The organism is Sphingomonas elodea ATCC 31461, from assembly GCF_000226955.1.
GTDB lineage: Bacteria > Pseudomonadota > Alphaproteobacteria > Sphingomonadales > Sphingomonadaceae > Sphingomonas > Sphingomonas elodea.
Genome location: NZ_AGFU01000002.1, coordinates 42,221 through 62,915, shown reverse-complemented (window position 1 = coordinate 62,915; position 20,695 = coordinate 42,221). Strand labels below are relative to the sequence as shown.

Genomic DNA, 20,695 nt, shown 5'->3' with positions numbered 1-20,695 from the left:
ACTGCGTAACCGTTCGACTTCACACCCCGAGCGGCACAACGCGACTTGCTATGCCATGCGCTTGGCCGGGCGGAGGTTACGGTGTCAACAAAGGGTCATCGTTTCAGCGGCGAACCGTTCGGCGCCTGCGATATCCAGTTCAACAACCCAAAGATCGGGGTCCCGCTCGCGGCGCCTGCGCCAATAGGCGAGCACCTCGGACTCGTCGGCGAGGTCCTTCGGACCCGAAGGGATCAGCGCTGCCCGCCCGTCGGGACCGATTCCGCGCTCGACAAAGCGCGGATTGATGCCGCGCTCCAGCAACAGCAGCAGGATCGCGCCGGAGGTCGGATCCCCCTTGGCAAGCACCATCGCCGATCCGCCCTCGGCGTCGGCGCGTCGTACCAGCGCACTCACCAGCATCGCGCTGGTCAGCCGGGGCGTCATGCGGTGCGATAGCCGGGCAGGGTGGCCAGGGGGATGCGCGAGCGCATGAAGGTGCCGGTGCCGCGCGCCGCCTCTTCGCCATTGGCGTCGATCAGCCGCGCCTCGCCCACGAACACGCGACGCTGGCCGCTGACCCAACGCCCTTCGGCGATTACCGGACCCTCGGGAAGCGGCCGGGTCAGCAGCAGGTTGAACGCGGTGGTCAGCAGGAAACGATCGGTGACCAGGCTGTTCGCTGCGTAGAAGGCGGCATCGTCGAGCATCTTGAAATAGCTGGTGCCGTGGGTCGCCCCGGCGGCATGGAAGTAGCGCGCATCCACATCGAAGCGGATCCGCGCGATCCCGGCTTCCGGGATCTCGAGCACCGAGGGAAAGAGCTGGTTGATCGGGGCGGCGGCGTAGAGCGATTCGAGCGCCCGGAAATGCGCCTCCGCCCCGGTCGGGGCCGGCTCAGGCGGCGTCACGCGCCTCTACCCCGGTGAGCAGCACATAGAGCGCATCCGGCGAGCCCGCGCCGCGCAGCTTCTCCGCAAAGGCTCGCTCGCGCAGCCGGCGAGAGACAGAGGCGAGTGCCTTGAGATGCTCGGCCCCGGCATTGGTCGGCGACAGCAGCATGAACACCAGGTCCACCGGCAGGTCGTCGACCGCGCCGAAATCCACCGGCTGGGTCAGCCGCGCGAACACCCCGCACACGCGCGGCAGGTCGTCCAGCCGCGCGTGCGGGATGGCGATGCCGGCGCCGAAGCCGGTCGAGCCCAGACGCTCGCGCTCGGCCAACCGGTCGGCAACCAGCCGCGGGTCGACGCCGTGCGCCGCCGCCGCTGCGGCACCGAGCTGCTGGAACAGCGCCTTCTTGTTACTCGCCACCACACCGGCGAGCACCGCCTCCGGTACGAGCAAATCGCTCAGATCAGTCATTAATCGTTCCAAAGAAGCGGCGGCCCGCCGGCGGCCCGGCCTTACGCCGGTGCGCGGTTGGGCTCAACCCAGCCGATCGTCCCGTCACCGCGGCGATAGACCATATTATAGGCGCCGGTACCGTTGTTGCGGAAAAGCAGCGCATTCGTATTCCGCAGGTCGAGCATCATGACCGCATCCGAAACGGTGGCGTCCGGCACGTCCACCCGGGTCTCGGCGATCACCAGCGGTGCATCGGCGACTTCCTCCTCGGCGTGCGGCTCCTGGAAGAGCGTGTAGCCGGCATTGTCGAAGCCATTGTCATAGGCACCGCCCTCGGCCAGCGCGATCACCTCGTTCGGGCGGCGATCCTTCAGACGGCGGACATAGCGGCGCAGCTGCTTGTCGATCCGGTCCGCCGCGCCGTCGAACGCGCCATGCGCTTCCATGCCGCTATTGGTCGCCTTGAGCACCAGTCCCTGGGTCACGTGCATCACGATGTCACACTTGAAGCCGTTGTCGTGCGGCCCCTTGCCGAACGTGATCTGCGACGAGATGGCGCGGGAGAAATACTTGTCGGCGATACCCTGGACCCGATCCGTCACCTGCGTCTTGAGCGCCTCGCCCGTGTCGACCTGATGCCCAGAGATCCGGATATCCATATGTACCTCCACTTCACAATTAGGGACGAGCGACCTAGGGCTGCGCCGGAACCGCGTCGATTGTGGGAACACCCCATAGCGGCTCGTCCAGGGACTTCAGAAACGCTGCATGCCGTTCAAGTTCCGCCGCGCTCGCGGTGAATCGACGCGCCGCCCGGACGTGTACCCGAGTCGGCGCCTCTACGACCGTCTCCGGCATCACCGGCACCTCCTCGGCGAGGCCGAGGGTGATCTGGCGGCCGCCGGTCAGCTCCACATAGACCTGCGCCAGCAGCTGGGCGTCGAGCAGCGCGCCGTGCAGCGTGCGCGCGCTGAGATCGATGCCATAGCGGCTGCACAGCGCGTCCAGCGTGTGCTTGGCGCCGGGATGTTTGGTGCGCGCGAGTACCAGCGTGTCGACCATGCGGCTCAGGTCGACCGGCGGCCGGCTGCAGCGACCCAGCTCGCCGTTAAGGAAGCCGAAGTCGAACCCCGCATTGTGCGCAACCATCGGCGAGTCGCCGATGAAGGCCAGCAGATCCTCTACCACGTCCTCGAACAGCGGCTTGTCGGAGAGAAACCGCTCGGACAGGCCGTGGACGTTGAACGCCTCCACCGGCATGCCACGCTGCGGATTGATATAGGCGTGGAAATGGTTGCCGGTGGCAACCCGGTTGACCAGCTCGACACAGCCGATTTCGACGAGGCGATCTCCGCCTGAGAAGCTGAGTCCCGTCGTTTCGGTGTCAAACACGATTTCCCGCATGGAGCGCTTATCCACCCGCAGGCGGCGCGAGGCAAGCGATCACCGCGCGTACGCAATCTTCCGTACCCTGCAGGCCTTCGCCGGTAGGAATGACGAAATCGGCACGGGCGCGCTTCTCCGCGTCCGGAATCTGGCGCGCCAGAATCGCTTCGAAGCGTTCCGCGGTCATGCCCGGGCGGGCGAGGACACGTTCGCGCTGCACCGCGGGCGGGGCGGAAACAACGGCGATCTTGTCGACATGCCGCCAGCCGCCCGCCTCGAACAGGAGCGGAACGTCAAGAACCACCAGTGGCGCATCGGCATGGGCGGTCAGGAACGACTCGCGCGCCTCGGCTACGGCGGGGTGGAGGATGGCCTCGAGTCGGGCGAAGGCGGTGGGATCCGCCATCACCGCCTCGCGCAGCAGCGTGCGATTCACGCCGAGATCGGTGGTGGTGTCCGGAAACTCGGCCTCGATCGCCGCCACCGCCGCCCCGTTAGGGCCCTGGAGCTGGTGGACGGTCGCGTCGGCATCGAACACCGGCACGCCGTCCGCCGCGAACATCGCCGCCACGGTCGACTTGCCCATGCCGATCGAGCCGGTGAGGCCCAGCACGATCGGCCGCTTGCTCATGCGATCAGCAGCGCGCGCAGTTCCTCGTCGCGGTCGCGCGGGGGCTCGGCGCCGAAGAAGAGTTCGAAGGCAAGGGCGGCCTGGCCGACCAGCATTTCCAGACCGTCGACCGTATCCAGCGCGCGGTCGCGCGCCTGGGCGAGCAGCGGCGTCTCCAGCGGGGCGTAGACGATGTCGTACACCACGGCATGCTCCGGCAGCGGCGCGAGATCCAGATCGAGCGGCGGCTGGCCCTGCATACCGAGCGGGCTGGCGTTCACCAGCAGGTCGGCAGCGGGCAGGGGTGTGCCGATCGGCAGCGCATCGCCCTTCACCCCGAAGCTGGAGAGCAGCGCCGCCGCCTTGAGCACGTTGCGGTTGAGGATGGTCACCCGGCCGATCCCGACACGCGACAGCGCGAACAGCACAGCCCGCGCACCGCCGCCCGCGCCAACGACCACCGCGTGGCGGCCTTCCAGCTCCAGCCCGGCGATCGGCGAGAAGAAGCCACCGGCATCGGTATTGGTGCCGATCAGCGCGCCGTCCTCGCCGCGAATCACCGTGTTCATCGCACCGATCGTGTTCCGCACGCCGCCGGGATCGCCGACCAGGTCCATCACCGCCAGCTTGTGGGGGATGGTGACGTTGCAGCCGCGCCAGTCGGCATCGTCCTTGGCCCGGGCGAAATAGCCGGCAAGATCGTCGCCCAGCACATGGGTGCGGCGATAATCGCCCTCGATGCCCAGCGCATCGAGCCAGAATTTGTGGATGATCGGCGATTTGGAATGGGCGATCGGATCGCCGATCACCTCGGCATAGCGAGTCACTTGGGCATCACTCCGCGGGTGCGCAGATAATCGAGAATCGGCAGCAGCGGCATGCCGAGGATGGTGAAGTGGCTGCCGTCGGTGCGGTGGAACAGCTGCACGCCGGGCCCCTCGATCCGGAAGCAGCCGACACAGCCGGCGATGGCGGGCCATTCCACATCGAGATAGGATTCGATGAACGCCTCCGACAGCGGGCGGACGTGCAGCCGCGCGCGATCGACATGGCGCCACACCGGGCGGCCGCCCTCCACGATCACCGCCGCGCTGTAGATGTCATGGGTCTTGCCCGACATGCGCTGGAGATGGTCGCGCGCCTGTTCGCGGCTCTCGGGCTTGTCGAGCAGGCTACCGTCGTCGAGCGCGACCAGCGAGTCGCCGCCCAGCACCAGCGCCTGCGGCGCCATGCGCGAGACCTTGAGCGCCTTCAGCTCGGCGAGCGCATCGGCGAGGTCGCGGGGGGACGTGCCCTCGGCGAGCAGCGATTCCTTGGCGCTGGCCTCATCGACCAATGCCGGCAGCGCCTCGTGCGCCACGCCCGCGGCATCGAGCATCGCCCGGCGCGACGCGCTCTGGGAGGCAAGGACGAGAGTCGGCATTATCGGCGGTCCATTTCACGGTCGTTGCACAGCTGGATGATCGCGGCGGCGGTTTCCTCGATCGAGCGGCGGGTGACGTCGATCACCGGCCAGCCATTGTCGGCAAACATCCGCCTGGCAAAGGCGATCTCACGCTGCACGGCTTCCTGGTCGACATAGTCGGTCTCCGGGGCCTGGTTGAGCGAGAGCAGGCGATTGCGGCGGATCTGCACCAGCCGATCGGCGCTGGTGGTGAGGCCTACGATCAGCGGCCGCTTCAGCTGGAACAGCTTGGGCGGCGGCGGCGATTCCACCACCACGGGAATGTTCGAGACCTTGTAGCCGCGATTGGCGAGATAGATCGAGGTCGGCGTCTTCGACGACCGCGACACGCCGGCGAGGACGATGTCGCTCTCCTCCCAATCTTCCCAGCCGATTCCGTCATCGTGCGCGATGGTGAACTGGATCGCATCGACCCGGGCAAAATAGGCGGCGTCGAGCATGTGCTGCCGCCCGGGGCGCGCCTTTGCCTCCTGTCCGAGCAGGTTGGAGAGCGCATGGCTCACCTGGTCGAGCGGCGCGATCGCCGGCAGCCCCAGCGCGCGGCAGCGTGTCTCGAGCATGCGGCGGATGTCGCGATTGACCAGCGTGTAGATCACCAGGCCCGGATTCTGCGCGATCTCCTGGAGGATCCGCTCGAGATGCGCCTCGCTGCGCACCATCGGCCAGAAATGCCGGAGCGGCTCGACATCGTCGAACTGCGCCAGCGCCGCCTTGGCGATGTTTTCCAGCGTTTCCCCGGTGGAGTCCGAGAGCAGGTGCAGGTGCAGCCGCATCAGGCTGGGGACCGATCTGTGCATAACATGGCGAACAAGCGGTAGCGTAACCGCGGCATCCGGCCAACCCGCCCGATTCCGCGATTCAGCTGGTGATTCGTCCACAGCGGCGTCCCCAGCTTGTGCTTTCCATGCACAGCCTGTGAGTCTTGTGGACAGATTTTCCGAATCCGTGCGATTCCGCATGGCGACAGGAGTCAAATTGTTGGCAACTGACTCACATCGCCATAAGCCCCGGCTTTCACCGGCCAACAGACTCCAACATCCTGAGAATCGAATCTTCTAGTAGTGGGATCCCGGCTCTGACTCTTCGCGCATCCAAGCCGCTGCTCGCGACCCTGCAAGGGACTCGCCAGCCCGTTCCGCCCGTCTGGCTCATGCGCCAGGCCGGCCGATACCTGCCCGAATATCGCGCGCTCCGTGCCGAGAAGGGCGGGTTCCTGGCGCTCGCGATGGACTCCGACGCGGCGGCCGAGATCACGCTGCAACCGATCCGCCGCTTCGGCATGGACGGCGCGATCCTCTTTTCCGACATCCTGGTGGTGCCGATGGCGCTCGGCCAGAGGCTGTGGTTCGAGACCGGCGAAGGCCCCAAACTCGCGCCGACGGTAACCGCGCGAAGCGTCCTCGACGGCTTCGATGCCGATTCCAGCGTCCTGGAGCCCATCTACGGCACGATAAAGCGGGTGAAGGCGGCCCTGGACCCCTCCACCACCTTCCTGGGCTTTGCGGGCTCTCCCTGGACCGTCGCGACCTATATGATCGCCGGGCAGGGCAGCCGCGAGCAGGCAGAGGCGCGCCGCCTCGCCTATCGCGACGAAGGCCTGATGCAGGCGCTGGTCGACCGGATCGCCGATCAGACCATCGCCTATCTGCGCGCCCAGGCCGAGGCGGGCGTGGAGGCGGTGCAACTGTTCGACAGCTGGGCCGGCAGCCTCAGCCCGGCCCAGTTCGAACGCTGGGTGATCGCCCCCAACGCCCGGATCGCGGCCGCCGTTCGGGATCTGGTGCCCGTGATTGGATTCCCTAAGGGGGCAGGGGGCAAACTCGCCGCCTATGCGCGCGAAACCGGCGTCGACGCGATCGGACTCGACGAGACGGTCGACCCCGCATGGGCGAACGCGGTGCTGCCGGAGGGGCTGCCGGTGCAGGGCAATCTCGATCCGCTGGCGCTGATCACCGGCGGCGCGGTGCTGGAGAGCGCGATCGACCGGATCCTCGCGGCCTTCCCGGAGCGGCCGCACGTGTTCAATCTGGGGCACGGCATCCTGCCCGACACGCCGATCGCGCATGTCGAGCAGCTGCTGGCCCGCGTGCGGGGGACCGCTTCATGATCGGCTGGCTGGGCAGTGCCTATCTGTGGGTGAAGGCCTTCCACGTCATCTTCGTGGTGTTCTGGATGGCGGGGCTGTTCCTGTTCCCGCGCTACCTGATCCACCACCAGGAGGCGCTGGGCACCCCCGAGGCGGCCGCCTGGGCGAGGCGCGAGAGGATGCTGAAGCGGATGATCCTCACGCCCTCGATGCTCATCGTTTGGGTGCTGGGGCTGGCTCTCTCCGCGAACATCGGGCTGTTCGACGGGCAGGCGGGCATCGGCTGGCTCCATGCCAAGCTGCTGCTGGTGGTGCTGCTCAGCGGCTATCATGGCTGGGCGGTGGGCTATGGCAAAAAGCTCGGCCGCGGCGAGGCACCGATCGCCACCCGCACCCTGCGCTTCCTCAACGAAGTACCCGCGCTGGCGCTGGTCTTCATCATTATCCTCGCCGAGGTGAAGCCCTTCTGACATTCACTGCGATTCGGCGGGGTGAATCTGCGCCGAATCGCAGTTGACTTGGGCAGGGCCGCTACCTAATTTTGCGAGCGTGTACCGAATCCCGGTGCATCCTTCCTCCAAGCATCGAATCCTGCGCGTAGACATCGCCGATCGACGCTCTCCCCCTACGAAATTCCGGACCTTCCATGCATCTCAAGGACCTCAAGAAAACCGCCCCCGCCGAGCTGGTCACCATGGCCGAGGCACTGGGCGTCGAGAGCGCGTCGACGCTGCGCAAGCAGGACCTGCTCTTCGCCATCCTCAAGGCCCAGGCCGAGCAGGGTGACCAGATCATGGGCGAAGGCACGATCGAAGTGCTGCCCGACGGCTTCGGTTTCCTGCGCTCGCCCGAAGCCAACTATCTCGCCGGCCCCGACGACATCTATGTCAGCCCCAACCAGGTCCGGAAGTTCGGCCTGCGCACCGGCGACACGGTCGAGGGCGAGATCCGCGGACCGAAGGACGGTGAACGCTATTTCGCGCTCACCAAGCTGGTGAAGGTCAATTTCGACGATCCCGATGCGGTGCGCCACCGCGTCAACTTCGACAACCTGACCCCGCTTTACCCTGAGCAGAAGCTGCGCCTCGATACGCTCGACCCGACGGTCAAGGACAAGTCCGCCCGCGTGATCGATATCGTCGCCCCGCAGGGCAAGGGCCAGCGCGCGCTGATCGTGGCGCCGCCGCGCGTTGGTAAGACGGTGCTGCTGCAGAACATCGCCAAGGCGATCACCGACAACCATCCGGAAGTCTTCCTGATCGTGCTGCTTATCGACGAGCGCCCGGAAGAAGTCACCGACATGCAGCGTTCGGTGAAGGGTGAAGTGATCAGCTCGACCTTCGACGAGCCGGCGACGCGCCACGTGCAGGTCGCGGAAATGGTGATCGAAAAGGCCAAGCGCCTGGTCGAGCACAAGAAGGACGTGGTGATCCTGCTCGACTCGATCACCCGTCTCGGCCGCGCCTACAACACCGTGGTGCCGAGCTCGGGCAAGGTGCTGACCGGCGGTGTCGACGCCAATGCCCTGCAGCGCCCGAAGCGCTTCTTCGGTGCCGCGCGCAACATCGAGGAGGGCGGTTCGCTCTCGATCATCGCCACCGCGCTGATCGACACCGGCAGCCGCATGGACGAAGTGATCTTCGAAGAGTTCAAGGGCACCGGCAATTCGGAAATCGTCCTCGACCGCAAGGTGGCGGACAAGCGCATCTTCCCGGCGCTCGACGTCGGCAAGTCGGGCACCCGCAAGGAAGAGCTGCTGGTCGAGAAGGCCAAGCTCACCAAGATGTGGGTGCTGCGCCGTATCCTGATGCAGATGGGCACCGTCGACGCGATGGAATTCCTGCTCGACAAGATGAAGGATTCGAAGACCAACGAAGACTTCTTCGACAGCATGAACCAGTAACGCGGGCGCCTGCCTTCGTGATTTCGAACAGGCCGGGCCTTGGTGCCCGGCCTTTTTGCGTGAGGGTGCGCGGAACGGGGAATGCCGTGCAAGCGTAGGCGTTGCGTGCGCCGATCATGGCGCTAGGGTTTTGGCATGATCGATCTTCTTCTTACCGCTGCGGCGGGCGGCATCGGCTCGCCGCTCGACATCTGGCAGCACATCGTCGCCGATTTCTCCAATCTCGGCGATCCCGCCGCGCTGGCCGCCTTCGGCTCGGTGCTGATGATCGACCTGGTGCTCGCCGGCGACAACGCCATCGTCGTCGGCGCGCTGGCGGCAGGATTGCCTGCGGACCAGCGCAAAAGGGTCATTCTCATTGGCATCGGCGCGGCCCTGGTGCTGCGCATCGCCTTCGCGCTGATCGTCAGCTGGCTGATGGGCATTGTGGGGCTGATCTTCGCCGGCGGCCTGCTGCTGCTCTGGGTGAGCTGGAAGTTCTGGCGCGAGATCCGCCATGGCGGCGAGAGCGCCGGGTCCGACGAGATCGAGGGCGACGAGCATTCCGGCATCCGGTCCGCCCGCAGCTTCGCAGGCGCCGCCTGGGCGGTGGCCATCGCGGACGTTTCGATGAGCCTCGACAATGTGCTGGCGGTCGCGGGCGCGGCGCGCGAGCATCCCGGCATCCTCGTCGTCGGGCTGCTGCTGTCGGTGGCGCTGATGGGGCTGGCGGCCAATCTGATCGCCAAGCTGATCGATCGCCATCGCTGGATCGCCTATATCGGCCTGGCGGTAATCGTCTTCGTGGCGCTCAAGATGATCTACGAGGGCTGGGTCGGCACGCCGGGCACGGCGGGCATCACCAGCCTGTTCTGAGCTCTGGCCCCCTCCCTGGGCGACAAGGAGGGGGCAAGATACGTTTCAGCCGAGATGCTCGGCGAAGAATTCTTCCGTGCGCTTGTCCGCCATCTGCGCGGCGGATTCCGAGCGGCGCTTGCCCATCTCGGCGGCAAAGCCATGGTCCTCGCCCGGATAGTCGTACAGCGTGACCTTCGGATGGTCGTCCAGCCCCGCGTGCATCTTGGCCTGGACCTCGGGCGACACGAAATGGTCGGCCTCCGGGATGTGCAGCAGCAGCGGCTTGGCGATGGCGTGCTTCTCGCCGAGCAGCCCGTCGATGCCCACCGCATAATAGCCGACGCTCGCATCGATGTCGGTCCGCGCCGCCGTCATATAGGCCAGGCGCCCACCGAGGCAGAAGCCGACCGCGCCCACCTTGCCGCCGCCCAGTTCGGCGCGGGCGACCTGGATGGTCGACTCGATGTCGGCGACGCCCTTGTCCTGATCGAACTTGCCCATCCAGTCGAGCGCCTGCTGCATCTCCTCCGGCACGTCGGCGTCGAGTTCGATCCCGGGCTGCAGCCGCCAGAACAGGTCCGGCGCGATCGCCAGATAGCCCTTGGCGGCCCAGCCGTCGCACTTCTTGCGGATACCCTCGTTCACGCCGAAGATCTCCTGGATCACGAGGATCGCGGCGCGCGGGGTGCCTTCGGGACGCGCGATATAGGCGGAGAAGCTGCCGCTCTCGTCCAGCGCGTCGATCGTCAGGGTACTCATAGCAGATACTCTCCGGTTAACCGCCGCTCGTGATCGAGCAGCCAGGATTTCGTCATCGGGCCTTGCCCGGCGGAATAGGCGCCGAGCCTGCCGCCCGTGTTCAGCACGCGGTGGCAGGGAACCACGAGCGGGAAGGGGTTGCGCGCACATAGTTGCCCGATCGCTCGCGCGCTCGATCCCAACAGCGTCGACAGCGCACCATAGCTGATCGTCTGGCCGAACGGGATCGCGATCAGGCCATCCCGAAGGGTCGTGCCGCGGGGCGTCGATGCGGCAGCGAGCGATAGGGCGAAGGTCCGACGCTCGCCGGCAAACCATTGTTCGATCTGCTCGGCTGCCGCCCGTACGGCCGCAGTGCCGCCGGGCGTTTTCGTCCCTTCGCTTCCGATCGTGATCCGCTCGAGTTGCCAATCGTCGCCTTCGATCCGGATCGGGCCGATGGGCGTTGCGATCAGGGCATGGTCGCGCGCATACATGGGCATGGCCTAGCAGGGGGCCGGGCATGCGCTCAAGCGCGGAAGGAAGCTCATGAAGATCAACGTCGAAGTCGAGTGCACGCCGGAAGAAGCGCGCCGCGCCATGGGCTTGCCGGACCTCACCCCGGTTCATGACCGCTATGTGCAGCTGATGGTGAAGGCGATCGAGAACCACGGCACACCCGAAGGCTTCGAGCAGATGATGCGCAGCTGGGCGCCGATGGGCGAGGCGGGGATGAATTTCTGGCGGGGCATGTTCGACGCAGCGACGAAGAAGCCCGGCAGCTGATACCCCATGGAGACGATCTTCGCGGTTTCCAGCGGCGCCCCGCCGGCGGCGATCGCTGTTCTGCGCATCAGCGGTTCCGCGGCATTTGCTGCGGTGCAGCAGCTCGCCGGTGATGTACCCGCAGCGCGGCGTGCTGCACTGCGAACGCTGTGCGATGGGCAGGGCGAGCCGCTCGATCAGGCGCTCGTCCTCTGCTTCCCGGGGCCGCGATCCGCGACGGGCGAGGATTTGGCCGAACTGCATCTGCACGGCGGCCGCGCCGTGGCGCGGGCGGTGGAGGCTGCACTGGCGGCACTGCCGGGTCTGCGCCCGGCAGAAGCGGGAGAATTCACGCGCCGCGCCTTGCTCAACGGCCGGCTCGATCTGAGTGAAGCGGAGGGCCTGGGCGATCTGCTGATGGCCGAGACCGAGGCGCAACGCCGCGCCGCCATCCGGAGCGCAGGCGGTGCCGTGCGCCGTCACGCGGAAGACTGGACTTCGCGCCTGCTCGTTCTCGCTGCCCGGATTGAAGCCGAGCTCGACCATGGCGACGAGGACGATGTCGCGGGCGACGATCCGCTGCCCGCGCTGCGCGAGGCCGCGGCGGCACTCGGAGAGGACATCGCGGGTGTCGCGGCACGCCCGCCGGTGGAGCGCCTGCGGGACGGGCTACGGGTCGTTCTGGGTGGGCCACCCAATGCGGGCAAGTCGACGCTGTTCAATGCGCTGGCCGAACGGGAGGCAGCGATCGTCTCGCCCATCGCCGGCACCACCCGCGACCGGATCGAAGTTCCCGTGGTGCGCGAGGGCGTCGCCTGGCTGCTCGTCGATACCGCGGGACTGGCGGACGATACCGACGATCCCATCGAGGCGATCGGCGTTGCGCGCGCGCGTGTCGCACTGGCCGAGGCGGATCTGCTGCTCTGGCTGGGCGACGATCCTCCGGCGGTGGAGGGAGCCAGCCTGTGGGTCCATGCGCGCGCGGACGCACCTGGCCGGAGCGCGCCCCAGGCAGGTCAGCTTGTCATTTCCGTGCAGCGAGGCGAGGGCATCGATGCATTATGGGCGCGCATGGCCGAAATGGCGGCGACGTTGCTGCCGCCGCCCGATCTGGTCGCGCTCAACGCGCGGCAGCGGGGCTGGTGCACGGCGGCGGCAGAGGCGCTGCTGCGCAGCGCGACGCTTGACGATCCTCTGCTGTTCGCGGAGGAACTACGGGCGGCGCGGCGGGCGCTGGATGCCATCACCGGTCGGGCGGGGGTGGAAGATGTGCTGGATGCGCTGTTCGGGAAATTCTGCATCGGTAAATAAAGTGTTTCACGTGGAACACGCCGCCGCACCGTTCCGTCGCGTCGCCACTGGACAAGCGCAACGCGAAGGCGTTTAGCGAGATCATGCAATTCGATGTGATCGTGATCGGCGGCGGCCATGCCGGCACGGAGGCCGCTGCCGCGGCTGCGCGCCGTGGCGCCCGTACGGCACTGCTCAGCTTCGATCTGGACAAGCTGGGTGCCATGTCGTGCAACCCGGCCATCGGTGGCTTGGGCAAGGGGCATCTTGTCCGGGAGATCGATGCGCTGGACGGGCTGATGGCGCGTGCCGCCGATGCGGCGGGCATCCATTATCGGATGCTCAATCGCTCCAAGGGCACGGCGGTGCAGGGGCCGCGGGTGCAGGCCGATCGCATCCGGTATGCGGCTGCAATCCAGGCAATGCTCAAGGCGCAGCCGGGCCTTGCACTGGTAGAAGGCGAGGCCGAGGCCCTGCTTGTGCAGGGCGGTCGCGTCGCGGGCGTACAGCTGCGGGATGGCAGCATGCTCGAAGCGCCTGCCGTGGTGCTCGCGACCGGCACCTTCCTGGGGGGGCGGCTGTTTCGCGGCGAGGAGCGGTTTGAAGGCGGGCGGGTAGGGGAAGCCTCGGCGCTTCGACTTGCCGCGCAGCTGCGCGAACTGGCCCTTCCCATGGGACGACTGAAGACGGGTACCCCGCCGCGGCTCGACGGGCGAACGATCGACTGGGCGCGCACCGAAGAGCAGGCATCCGATATCGAGCCGTGGACCATGTCCGCACTGACGCCCCGTCGGCCGCTGCCCCAGCTGCACTGTGCCGTCACGCGGACCACCCAGGCGACGCATGATGCGATCCGTGGCGGGCTCGATCGGTCGCCGCTCTTCACGGGTGCGATCGAGGCGCAGGGGCCGCGCTATTGCCCGTCGATCGAGGACAAGGTCCATCGGTTCGGCGACCGTGACGGTCACCAGATATTCCTCGAGCCCGAGGCGCTGGACCAGCACTGGATCTACCCGAACGGTCTGTCGACGTCGCTGCCGATCGACGTCCAGACGGCGATGATCGCGTCCATCCCGGGGCTGGAAGCGGCGGTGATCACGGTTCCAGGCTATGCCGTGGAATATGACTATATCGATCCGCGTGCACTGGATTCGACACTGGCGCTGCCGCCCATCCCGGGGGTTTTCTGTGCGGGTCAGATCAACGGCACGACCGGCTATGAGGAAGCGGGCGGACAGGGGCTTGCCGCCGGCGCCAACGCGGCTGCGCACGCGCTCGGGATCGCGCCCTTGGTGCTGGATCGTGCCACATCCTATCTGGGCGTGATGATCGACGACCTGGTCCTTCAGGGCGTGACCGAGCCCTATCGGATGCTTACCGCCCGCGCCGAGTTCCGCCTGCGCCTGCGCGCCGACAATGCGGGGACCCGTCTCGGGCCGATCGCCGAGGGGCTTGGCCTGCTGGGGGTGGAGCGTAGAGCCTGGCTGCAGGCGCGTCAGGATGGGCGTGCGGCACTGGACGCCCTTTTCGCCGTGGAGCGGACGGCACACCAGCTTGCCGCCCGCGGCGCACCGGTTGCGCAGGATGGCGCCCGGCGCCCGGCGCGGGAATGGCTGCGCTTTCCCGGCGTAACCCTCGGCCAGGTGCTAGACATGCCGCCGGAGGTCGATGGGGACGTGCTCGCCGAATATGTCGAGGATGCCCGCTATGCGCCGTATCTGGAGCGGCAGGAATCCGAAGTGGCGCAGCTCCGCGCGAACGATGCTGTGCGGCTGCGTGCCGACATGAACTATGCGGCGATTCCAGGACTCTCCAACGAAATGGTCGAACGGCTGACGGCGGCGGCACCGGAGACGCTTGGCGCGGCAGCGCGCATTCGAGGCATCACGCCAGCCGCGCTTTCGGCTATTCTGCTGCATGCGCGAAAGGCGGTGGCATGATCGAAGAAGAAGCACGCGCTTGGGTGCGGGACCGTTTCGGTGTTTCACGTGAAACAGCGGTCGAGCGCTTCGGCGGCATTCTTGCAGCGGAGGCAGAGAACCAGAACCTGATCGCGCGATCGACGCTTGATACGATCTGGTCGCGTCACCTGACCGACTCCGCGCAGCTAGTGCCGTTGGCGGCAGCGGCACCGGACGGTATCTGGCTCGATGTGGGCAGTGGCGCGGGGCTTCCCGGTATCGTCGTCGCGTTGCTTACCGATCGCCCGATCGTCCTGGTCGAGCCACGCACGAAACGCGTTGCGTTTCTCCGTGATGCCGCGCAGGCACTGGGCATCGCCGATCGCGTGACGGTCGTCGGGAGCAAGATCGAGTCCTACCGGCCGACGACGCCGGTAGCGATCGTATCGGCGCGAGCGGTTGCCGAGCTTTCCGCATTGATGGTATCCACAGCGCACTGCACCGATTCGTCCACAGTCTGGTTGCTGCCCAAGGGACGAAGCGCGCAATCGGAGGTGGATGCCGCGCGCGCGAAATGGCAAGGTCGGTTTCACGTGGAACCCAGCATCACGCAGCCGGAATCGGGCATCGTGGTCGCAACACAGATAGGCGCCAGATGATCACCATCACGATCGCCAATCAGAAGGGCGGGGTGGGCAAGACCACGACCGCCATCAATGTCGGCACAGCGCTCGCAGCGACCGGCAAACGGGTGTTGCTGATCGACTTTGACCCGCAGGGTAACGCCTCGACGGGGCTCGGCATCAGCCATGGCGCGCGCGAGCGTTCGAGCTACGACCTGCTCGTTACCGACGCCAACCTCGAAGACGTGGCAGTGCCGACCAATGTGCCGGGGCTGGACGTGGTGCCGGCGACGCAGGATCTGTCCGGCGCCGAAATCGAGCTGATCGAATTCGACGCACGCACCCACCGGCTCGATGCGGCGATTCGTCGGCACAGTGCGGGCCGCTGGGACGTGATCCTGGTAGACTGCCCGCCATCGCTCGGCCTGCTCACCGTCAACGCGATGGTAGCCGCGCATGCGCTGCTCGTACCGCTTCAGTGCGAGTTCTTCGCGTTGGAAGGGCTCAGCCAGCTGCTCAACACGGTCGAGCGGATCCGGACCCGCTTCAACCCGGGGCTTTCGATTCTGGGCGTGGCGCTGACCATGTATGATCGCCGTAATCGCCTGACCGATCAGGTTTCCGACGATGTCCGCGCGGTGCTGGGGCGGGTTGTGTTCGACACGGTCATCCCGCGCAATGTACGCCTTTCCGAAGCGCCGAGCCACGGCGTACCCGCGTTGATCTACGATCATCGTTGCGCCGGCTCCGAAGCCTATATCGCGCTCGCCCGCGAAGTGATCGATCGACTTCCCAAGTTGCAGAAAGCCGCATGACCGACTCTCCCGCCGCCGCCCGCAAGCCCCGCCCCGGTCTCGGCCGCGGGCTTTCTGCCTTGCTGGGCGAAAGCCTTCCCGAGGAACCGATCAAGGGCAACCCCACCAGCAGCTCCGGCGTACGCATGTTGCCGATCAGCTCGCTGGTCGCCGATCCGAACCAGCCGCGCCGGCACTTCGATGAGGAGGCGCTGGATACGCTGGCGGAGTCTATCCGTACCCGCGGGCTGATCCAGCCGATCTTCGTGCGTCCGCATGGGCAGAGCTTCCAGATCGTCGCCGGCGAGCGACGCTGGCGCGCGGCCCAACGGGCGCGCCTGCACGAAGTGCCGGTGATCGTCCGCGAGCTGAACGACGCGGAGACGCTCGAGATCGCGCTGATCGAGAACATCCAGCGCCAGGACCTGAATGCGATCGAAGAGGCGGAGGGTTATGCCCGACTGATCCGCGAGTTCGGCCATACCCAGGAAGCGCTGGGCAAGATCGTCCACAAGTCCCGCAGCCACATCGCCAATCTGCTGCGGTTGCTCGACCTGCCGGCAGCGGTGCGCGAGATGGTGGTCGATCGCTCGCTGGAAATGGGCCATGCCCGTGCATTGATCGGTGCCCCGGACCCGGAGAAGCTGGCGCGTGAAGTTGTCGAAAGGGGGCTCTCGGTGCGCGACACCGAGAAGTTGGCCCGCACGGCCAAGCCGGCACCGAAGCGCAAGCCCGCCGAATCGAGCAGCGAGCGAGATCCCGATATCGCGGCCCTGGAGCGGCACCTCGGCGACGTGCTGGGCCTCAACGTCCGCATCGCGCATGCCGAGAAAGGCGGGGCGCTGACGGTGAGCTATTCGACGCTCGACCAGCTCGACATGGTGTGTCAGCGCCTGAGCGGTGAGCGAATCTGATCGGCGGTTCTTGCCCTTAGTGGCAGGTTTGACCTTTGGGATCAGCATGGCACGATTAACCTATGCTGCTCTCCGCATCGGGCCGTAGCCCCATCCTGTCCTTCGATTTCCCCTTGTCGCGCAGCGCTGCGCTCGCGCGGCTGGAGGCGTTTCTTCCGGAAGCAGGCCGGGCTTATGCGGCACGTCGCAACGAGGAGCGGGGTCCTGGACGCCATGATGCCGTCTCCCGTCTTTCCGCGGCGCTGCGACGGCGGTTGATCAGCGAGGAGGAAGTTGCTCGCGCGGTGGTGGATGCACAGGGCGTGGAAAACGCGTCCAAGTTCCTCGCAGAGCTGTTTTGGCGAACCTACTGGAAGGGCTGGCTGGAGCAGCATCCGGCGGTGTGGCAGGACTGGCGCGACGCCTGTGCGGCGTGGGGCAAGGCCGGCATGCCCGATGGCCATGCGGAGGCAGTCGCGGGCGAGACGGGCATCGACGCCTTCGACGCGTGGGCGCGCGAGTTGCGCGAAACCGGTTATCTCCACAATTGGGCTCGCATGCAGTTTGCGTCGATCTGGGTTTTCAGCTTGGGCTTGCCTTGGGAGCTCGGCGCCGCTTTCACGTTCGACCAGTTCGTCGATGCGGATCCCGCATCGAATACGCTGTCGTGGCGCTGGGTGGCGGGATTGCAAACGCGCGGGAAGACCTATCTGGCGGACGCAGATCGTATTCGGGAGCGCACCGGGGGCCGATTTCATCCCAAGGGGCTAGCCAAGCGTGCCGACGTTCCACGTGAAACATCTTCCGCCGGACGTGTTCCACCCCGCGTGCCGCACCCCCCGGCGATGACGGTACCCAGCCTTCTCCTCCTCACCCCCGAGGATCTTTCGCTGGAGACCGATCCGTATCTGGCGACCATGGACGTACGCGGCATTGTCGCCTGTAGAGATCATTGTCGCAACGCAGCCGATATCGCGGCGGTGGCGGACGGGCTGCAGCGGGCCGCTATGCACTGGGGTGACGCGTCGGTTGCCTGGGTCGACGATCTCAACGCGGCGGCAGCCACTGCGGAGGCCCGCGGCTGCACCCAGCTGGTGACGGGCTATGCGCCGGTGGGACCGATCGCCGATGCGCTCCGAGGCCTTGTGCCACCTGCGGGGATCCGTGTTGCAGAAGTGCGCCGTGCTTGGGACGAGCGGGCATGGCCACACTGCACGAAGGGCTTCTTCGCCTTGGCCAAGGCGATCCCCACGCTATTGGCGGCCGCAGGGATCGGCGATCGATAGCCCCTGTTACCAAAACATACTTAAGAACACGTAAACGCGCCAAGAAGGACACAACGATCCTAGGTGCCTTGAGCGGCGATCGTCTCGCTCCATTGTCTTCGCTGCGGCCCTACGCCGATAATCGATAGCGCGCGACGTCGGGGCACCCAACCGCGTCGCACGACCGCCCCGATCAGCGCTTGCCCGTGAACATAAGGTTCTTGCTGAAAAACGGCAGGACGTAGTTCTGGAAGCGGTCCGCCACGGCGCTGGTATGGTCGCCGGGATAGATGGTAAAGCTGTTGGCGAGGCCGTAGCGATCCAGCACCTCGTGGAGCGCCTGCGCGTCGACGCGCAAGCCGTCCTTGTCCCCGACATCGATCGCGATCGCGCGATAGCGGCGCAGATTGCCGATATACTGGTCGATAAAGGCGAGAGGAGCATTGGCCGCCCATTTTGCCAGCACATCCTGGCGCGGCTTTCCGTCCTTGATCGGCAGGTCGAGATAGAAGGGCGGCGCCTTTGGGTTGGGCGACCAGGCTGCGGCCGCGGCGAGCGTTGCACGAAGGCCCCAAGGCAGCGTCGTCGCCGCCTCCCGCGTCTTCAGCCTCTCGATCTGGGCGACCGCCCCGGCATCGAGGAGGCTGGTGTCGCGCGCCGAGAGGCAGCAGGGGCTCATCATGTAGACGGCGCCGAACACATCGGCATGCTTCATCCCGATCCGGCTGGCCCCATAGCCGCCCATCGAATGGCCAACCAGCCCGCGGCTCTCCTGTCGTGCCAGCGTGCGGTAATGCGTGTCGACATAGGCGACGAGATCCTGCGCCACAAACCGTTCGAAATCGCCCGTGGTGGGTGAGCTCGAATACATCGATCCATTGTGCAGCGTCTTGCTGTCCGGCAGCACGAGGATCATCGGCTGGGTGCCGAGCGCGAAGGCCCCTTCGACGACCTGGGGCACGTGGATCTCGTTGATCCACTGTTCGGCACCGATCGAGTAGCCGTGCAGGGCATAGATCACGGGGTAGCGCTTTTTTCGGGCGGTGGCATAGTCGGGCGGCAGGACGACGATGACGTCGCGGTCGGCGCTCTCTCCCTCCAGATTGCCTTCGATCGAGGGCGCATGGACCTTGATCCGCTGGACCGTCACCGCGCGCGCACCGGCGACAACCGGTGGTACCTTGGTCTGCACCTGCGCGGTCGCCAGGGTGCTCGAGAACACTGACGTCAGAACCGCGCCGGCAAGGATCATCCGTTTGCCCATGCACACTCTCCCTTGTCGGCGGCCAGATCGGCGCCGTTCTTTGTCGGGGCAATGCAAGGCACGCGTTCACCCGTCGCCGGACCGGGCCGGCGAGCGCCTGCAAACCCAAGCAAATGTCACGCTTGCGCGATGTGCGATAGCGTTAACATCTCCTACTCGGTACAATAGCGCCGAGGTGATGGAAAGAGGGGGAGCGGGTGACCGTCGGCTTGCATGCTGGCGGTGCATCGCGCACCAACGCCGGCATGGCCCAATCGCATGCTTCCATCGCCGGACTGACGATCGTCGATCACCCACTGGTCCAGCATCGTCTTACCCGGCTCCGGGATCGCACCACGCCGCCGGAACGCTTTCGGGCGGAGCTCCGCGCCGTCTCGCAGCTGTTGGGCACGGCCGCCATGGCGGACCTGTCGCTCGCCAGCGTCCGGATCGAGACGCCGGTAGCGCCCATGGAAGCACCCGTGCTCTCGTCCCCCGGGCCGGTGGTGGTGCCGATCCTGCGCGCGGGGCTCGCCATGGCGGAGGGGCTGCTCGATCTGCTGCCGGAGGCTTCCGTCGCGCATGTCGGGCTGTATCGGGATCCGGGAACGCTGGAAGCCGTGGAATACTACTTCAACCCCCCCGCCGATCTCGGTCGTCGGCCGGTGCTGCTGGCTGATCCGATGCTTGCTACCGGGCACAGCGCGATCGCGGCGCTCGATCGGTTGAAGGCGGCGGGCGCGCGGGACCTGCGCTTCCTGTGCCTGCTCGCCGCACGGCCCGGGGTGGAGGCGGTGCGCCAGGCGCATCCCGACGTGGCGATCTGGACAGCCGCACTCGATCCCGAACTCAATGCGCACGGCTATATCGTGCCGGGTCTGGGCGACGCCGGCGACCGCGCCTTCGGCACCCTCCACACCTGAGTCGATCAGCCTCGCGCAGCAACTGCATCAGCAAGGCACGGATCCCGCCGCGATTTTCTCGGATGTCGACCAGGATGTCGCGCCGCACTGGTGGCAAGGCTTACCGGCTGCCCCGCCATGCTATGGTCGATCGGGCCGACATAGAGATCCCCGATCGCGTGTCGGGCAGGTAGTGGGTGAAGCGGCGCTTTCCGGCGATCAGGCAGGCAAGATTGTCGAACTGGTCATAGTGACAGGCGATGGTGGAAGCATTGCCGTTCCAGAGCCGCGGAAACACGCCTGCGGGTCGGAAGCGGCAAGGGCGATGCGATCCAGCGCCCCGCCAAGCCCGAGCGTTTCGCGGGCGAAATCGAGTCCACCCGACTGGTCGCCATGGGCACCGCGGCCTCGGATCGCCGGCGCGCCGACGAAAGCCTGGGCGATGACACCGGCGCCAAAGCCGCGCAGATAGCCGCAAAGGTCCTCGATCGTCCCCGCGACTCGGACGATCGGCAGCGATAGAGCTAACGTCACCGGCTATGTCGGAGTACAGACGACCAGTTCAGCTTCCGCAGCGCGAACACCTTCGGCAATAGCGGCTTCGGCTGCATCGCCACCGCGACCTGATCCGCAAGATCCACGAACACGGGCTGCAACCGGTCTGAAGA

25 protein-coding genes are annotated in these 20,695 nt (G+C 66.6%); 12 read left to right on the top strand and 13 right to left on the bottom strand.

What is annotated here, in order from left to right; genetic code table 11:
* Positions 1-84 precede the first annotated feature (84 nt).
* The 9 genes from KK7_RS0100680 to KK7_RS0100640 are packed head-to-tail and all read right to left on the bottom strand — an operon-like array spanning position 85 to position 5,560.
* Positions 85-426 carry a DUF1491 family protein gene (locus KK7_RS0100680; RefSeq protein ID WP_010542722.1) on the bottom strand — a complete coding sequence of 114 codons (342 nt, stop codon included), beginning with the start codon at positions 424-426 and terminating at the stop codon, positions 85-87.
* A complete protein-coding gene (locus KK7_RS0100675; protein WP_010542721.1) occupies positions 423-890 on the bottom strand; it encodes a PaaI family thioesterase in 468 nt (155 codons plus the stop codon). The genes KK7_RS0100680 and KK7_RS0100675 overlap by 4 nt, the downstream gene beginning before the upstream one ends.
* Complete coding sequence (locus KK7_RS0100670; RefSeq protein WP_010542720.1) at positions 877-1,344, bottom strand: PTS sugar transporter subunit IIA; 468 nt, start codon at positions 1,342-1,344, stop codon at positions 877-879. The genes KK7_RS0100675 and KK7_RS0100670 overlap by 14 nt, the downstream gene beginning before the upstream one ends.
* 41 nt (positions 1,345-1,385) lie before the next feature.
* Positions 1,386-1,985, bottom strand: a complete 600-nt coding sequence (hpf, locus tag KK7_RS0100665; protein ID WP_010542719.1) for a ribosome hibernation-promoting factor, HPF/YfiA family — start codon at positions 1,983-1,985, stop codon at positions 1,386-1,388.
* 34 nt (positions 1,986-2,019) lie between these two features.
* A complete protein-coding gene (gene dnaQ / locus KK7_RS0100660) occupies positions 2,020-2,730 on the bottom strand; it encodes a DNA polymerase III subunit epsilon (RefSeq protein WP_010542718.1) in 711 nt (236 codons plus the stop codon).
* 7 nt (positions 2,731-2,737) lie between these two features.
* Positions 2,738-3,343, bottom strand: a complete 606-nt coding sequence (gene coaE / locus KK7_RS0100655) for a dephospho-CoA kinase (RefSeq protein WP_010542717.1) — start codon at positions 3,341-3,343, stop codon at positions 2,738-2,740.
* Positions 3,340-4,149: a shikimate dehydrogenase gene (gene aroE, locus KK7_RS0100650; protein WP_010542716.1), complete on the bottom strand. Its 810-nt coding sequence runs from the start codon at positions 4,147-4,149 to the stop codon at positions 3,340-3,342. The genes coaE and aroE overlap by 4 nt, the downstream gene beginning before the upstream one ends.
* Positions 4,146-4,700 (bottom strand): Maf family protein, encoded by a 555-nt coding sequence (locus KK7_RS0100645; RefSeq protein WP_010542715.1) that lies wholly within the window; start codon positions 4,698-4,700, stop codon positions 4,146-4,148. The genes aroE and KK7_RS0100645 overlap by 4 nt, the downstream gene beginning before the upstream one ends.
* Before the next feature lie 44 nt (positions 4,701-4,744).
* Positions 4,745-5,560, bottom strand: a complete 816-nt coding sequence (locus KK7_RS0100640) for a pyruvate, water dikinase regulatory protein (RefSeq protein ID WP_010542714.1) — start codon at positions 5,558-5,560, stop codon at positions 4,745-4,747.
* Positions 5,561-5,937: 377 nt separating this feature from the next.
* On the opposite strand from KK7_RS0100640, the gene hemE reads away from it, so the two are divergent.
* From hemE to KK7_RS0100620, 4 genes are all read left to right on the top strand, one after another.
* Entirely contained in the window at positions 5,938-6,894 is a 957-nt protein-coding gene (gene hemE / locus KK7_RS0100635; RefSeq protein WP_010542713.1) for a uroporphyrinogen decarboxylase, read from the top strand.
* Positions 6,891-7,343, top strand: coding sequence for a CopD family protein (locus KK7_RS0100630; RefSeq protein WP_010542712.1), 453 nt, complete (start codon positions 6,891-6,893; stop codon positions 7,341-7,343). Before hemE ends, KK7_RS0100630 begins: the two co-directional genes overlap by 4 nt.
* Positions 7,344-7,519: 176 nt before the next feature.
* The gene (rho, locus tag KK7_RS0100625; protein WP_010542711.1) at positions 7,520-8,776 is read left to right on the top strand and encodes a transcription termination factor Rho; all 1,257 of its coding nucleotides are present in this window, start codon (positions 7,520-7,522) and stop codon (positions 8,774-8,776) included.
* Positions 8,777-8,911: 135 nt separating this feature from the next.
* Positions 8,912-9,631, top strand: coding sequence for a TerC family protein (locus KK7_RS0100620; protein ID WP_010542710.1), 720 nt, complete (start codon positions 8,912-8,914; stop codon positions 9,629-9,631).
* A 45-nt stretch (positions 9,632-9,676) separates the two neighbouring features.
* Here the strand turns inward: KK7_RS0100620 and KK7_RS0100615 are convergent, their stop codons facing one another.
* Together KK7_RS0100615 and KK7_RS0100610 are read right to left on the bottom strand one after the other, a co-directional pair.
* Complete coding sequence (locus tag KK7_RS0100615) at positions 9,677-10,372, bottom strand: dienelactone hydrolase family protein (protein WP_010542709.1); 696 nt, start codon at positions 10,370-10,372, stop codon at positions 9,677-9,679.
* Positions 10,369-10,848 carry a methylated-DNA--[protein]-cysteine S-methyltransferase gene (locus KK7_RS0100610; RefSeq protein WP_010542708.1) on the bottom strand — a complete coding sequence of 160 codons (480 nt, stop codon included), beginning with the start codon at positions 10,846-10,848 and terminating at the stop codon, positions 10,369-10,371. The genes KK7_RS0100615 and KK7_RS0100610 overlap by 4 nt, the downstream gene beginning before the upstream one ends.
* 52 nt (positions 10,849-10,900) lie before the next feature.
* Between KK7_RS0100610 and KK7_RS0100605 the strand changes: the two genes are divergently transcribed.
* The 7 genes from KK7_RS0100605 (at position 10,901) to KK7_RS0100575 (ending at position 17,903) form a co-directional block, all read left to right on the top strand.
* Positions 10,901-11,137, top strand: a complete 237-nt coding sequence (locus tag KK7_RS0100605) for a DUF6489 family protein (RefSeq protein ID WP_010542707.1) — start codon at positions 10,901-10,903, stop codon at positions 11,135-11,137.
* Positions 11,138-11,143: 6 nt separating this feature from the next.
* Entirely contained in the window at positions 11,144-12,427 is a 1,284-nt protein-coding gene (gene mnmE / locus KK7_RS0100600) for a tRNA uridine-5-carboxymethylaminomethyl(34) synthesis GTPase MnmE (RefSeq protein WP_010542706.1), read from the top strand.
* A gap of 83 nt (positions 12,428-12,510) precedes the next feature.
* Positions 12,511-14,346, top strand: coding sequence for a tRNA uridine-5-carboxymethylaminomethyl(34) synthesis enzyme MnmG (gene mnmG / locus KK7_RS0100595; protein ID WP_010542705.1), 1,836 nt, complete (start codon positions 12,511-12,513; stop codon positions 14,344-14,346).
* A complete protein-coding gene (gene rsmG / locus KK7_RS0100590) occupies positions 14,343-14,966 on the top strand; it encodes a 16S rRNA (guanine(527)-N(7))-methyltransferase RsmG (RefSeq protein ID WP_010542704.1) in 624 nt (207 codons plus the stop codon). The genes mnmG and rsmG overlap by 4 nt, the downstream gene beginning before the upstream one ends.
* Complete coding sequence (locus tag KK7_RS0100585) at positions 14,963-15,745, top strand: ParA family protein (protein ID WP_010542703.1); 783 nt, start codon at positions 14,963-14,965, stop codon at positions 15,743-15,745. Before rsmG ends, KK7_RS0100585 begins: the two co-directional genes overlap by 4 nt.
* Positions 15,742-16,638, top strand: coding sequence for a ParB/RepB/Spo0J family partition protein (locus KK7_RS0100580; protein ID WP_010542702.1), 897 nt, complete (start codon positions 15,742-15,744; stop codon positions 16,636-16,638). Before KK7_RS0100585 ends, KK7_RS0100580 begins: the two co-directional genes overlap by 4 nt.
* A 62-nt stretch (positions 16,639-16,700) precedes the next feature.
* A complete protein-coding gene (locus tag KK7_RS0100575; protein WP_051121180.1) occupies positions 16,701-17,903 on the top strand; it encodes an FAD-binding domain-containing protein in 1,203 nt (400 codons plus the stop codon).
* A 172-nt stretch (positions 17,904-18,075) separates the two neighbouring features.
* Here KK7_RS0100575 and KK7_RS0100570 read toward each other — a convergent pair whose 3' ends face one another.
* Entirely contained in the window at positions 18,076-19,146 is a 1,071-nt protein-coding gene (locus KK7_RS0100570) for an alpha/beta hydrolase (RefSeq protein ID WP_010542700.1), read from the bottom strand.
* Positions 19,147-19,391: 245 nt separating this feature from the next.
* Here KK7_RS0100570 and upp point away from each other — a divergent pair, with 245 nt between their 5' ends.
* The gene (upp, locus tag KK7_RS0100565; RefSeq protein WP_237709104.1) at positions 19,392-20,048 is read left to right on the top strand and encodes a uracil phosphoribosyltransferase; all 657 of its coding nucleotides are present in this window, start codon (positions 19,392-19,394) and stop codon (positions 20,046-20,048) included.
* A 100-nt stretch (positions 20,049-20,148) separates the two neighbouring features.
* Here the strand turns inward: upp and KK7_RS23285 are convergent, their stop codons facing one another.
* On the bottom strand, positions 20,149-20,325 hold the full coding sequence (locus KK7_RS23285) for a cupin-like domain-containing protein (RefSeq protein WP_237709103.1): 177 nt from the start codon (positions 20,323-20,325) through the stop codon (positions 20,149-20,151).
* Between the last annotated feature and the right edge of the window lie 370 nt (positions 20,326-20,695).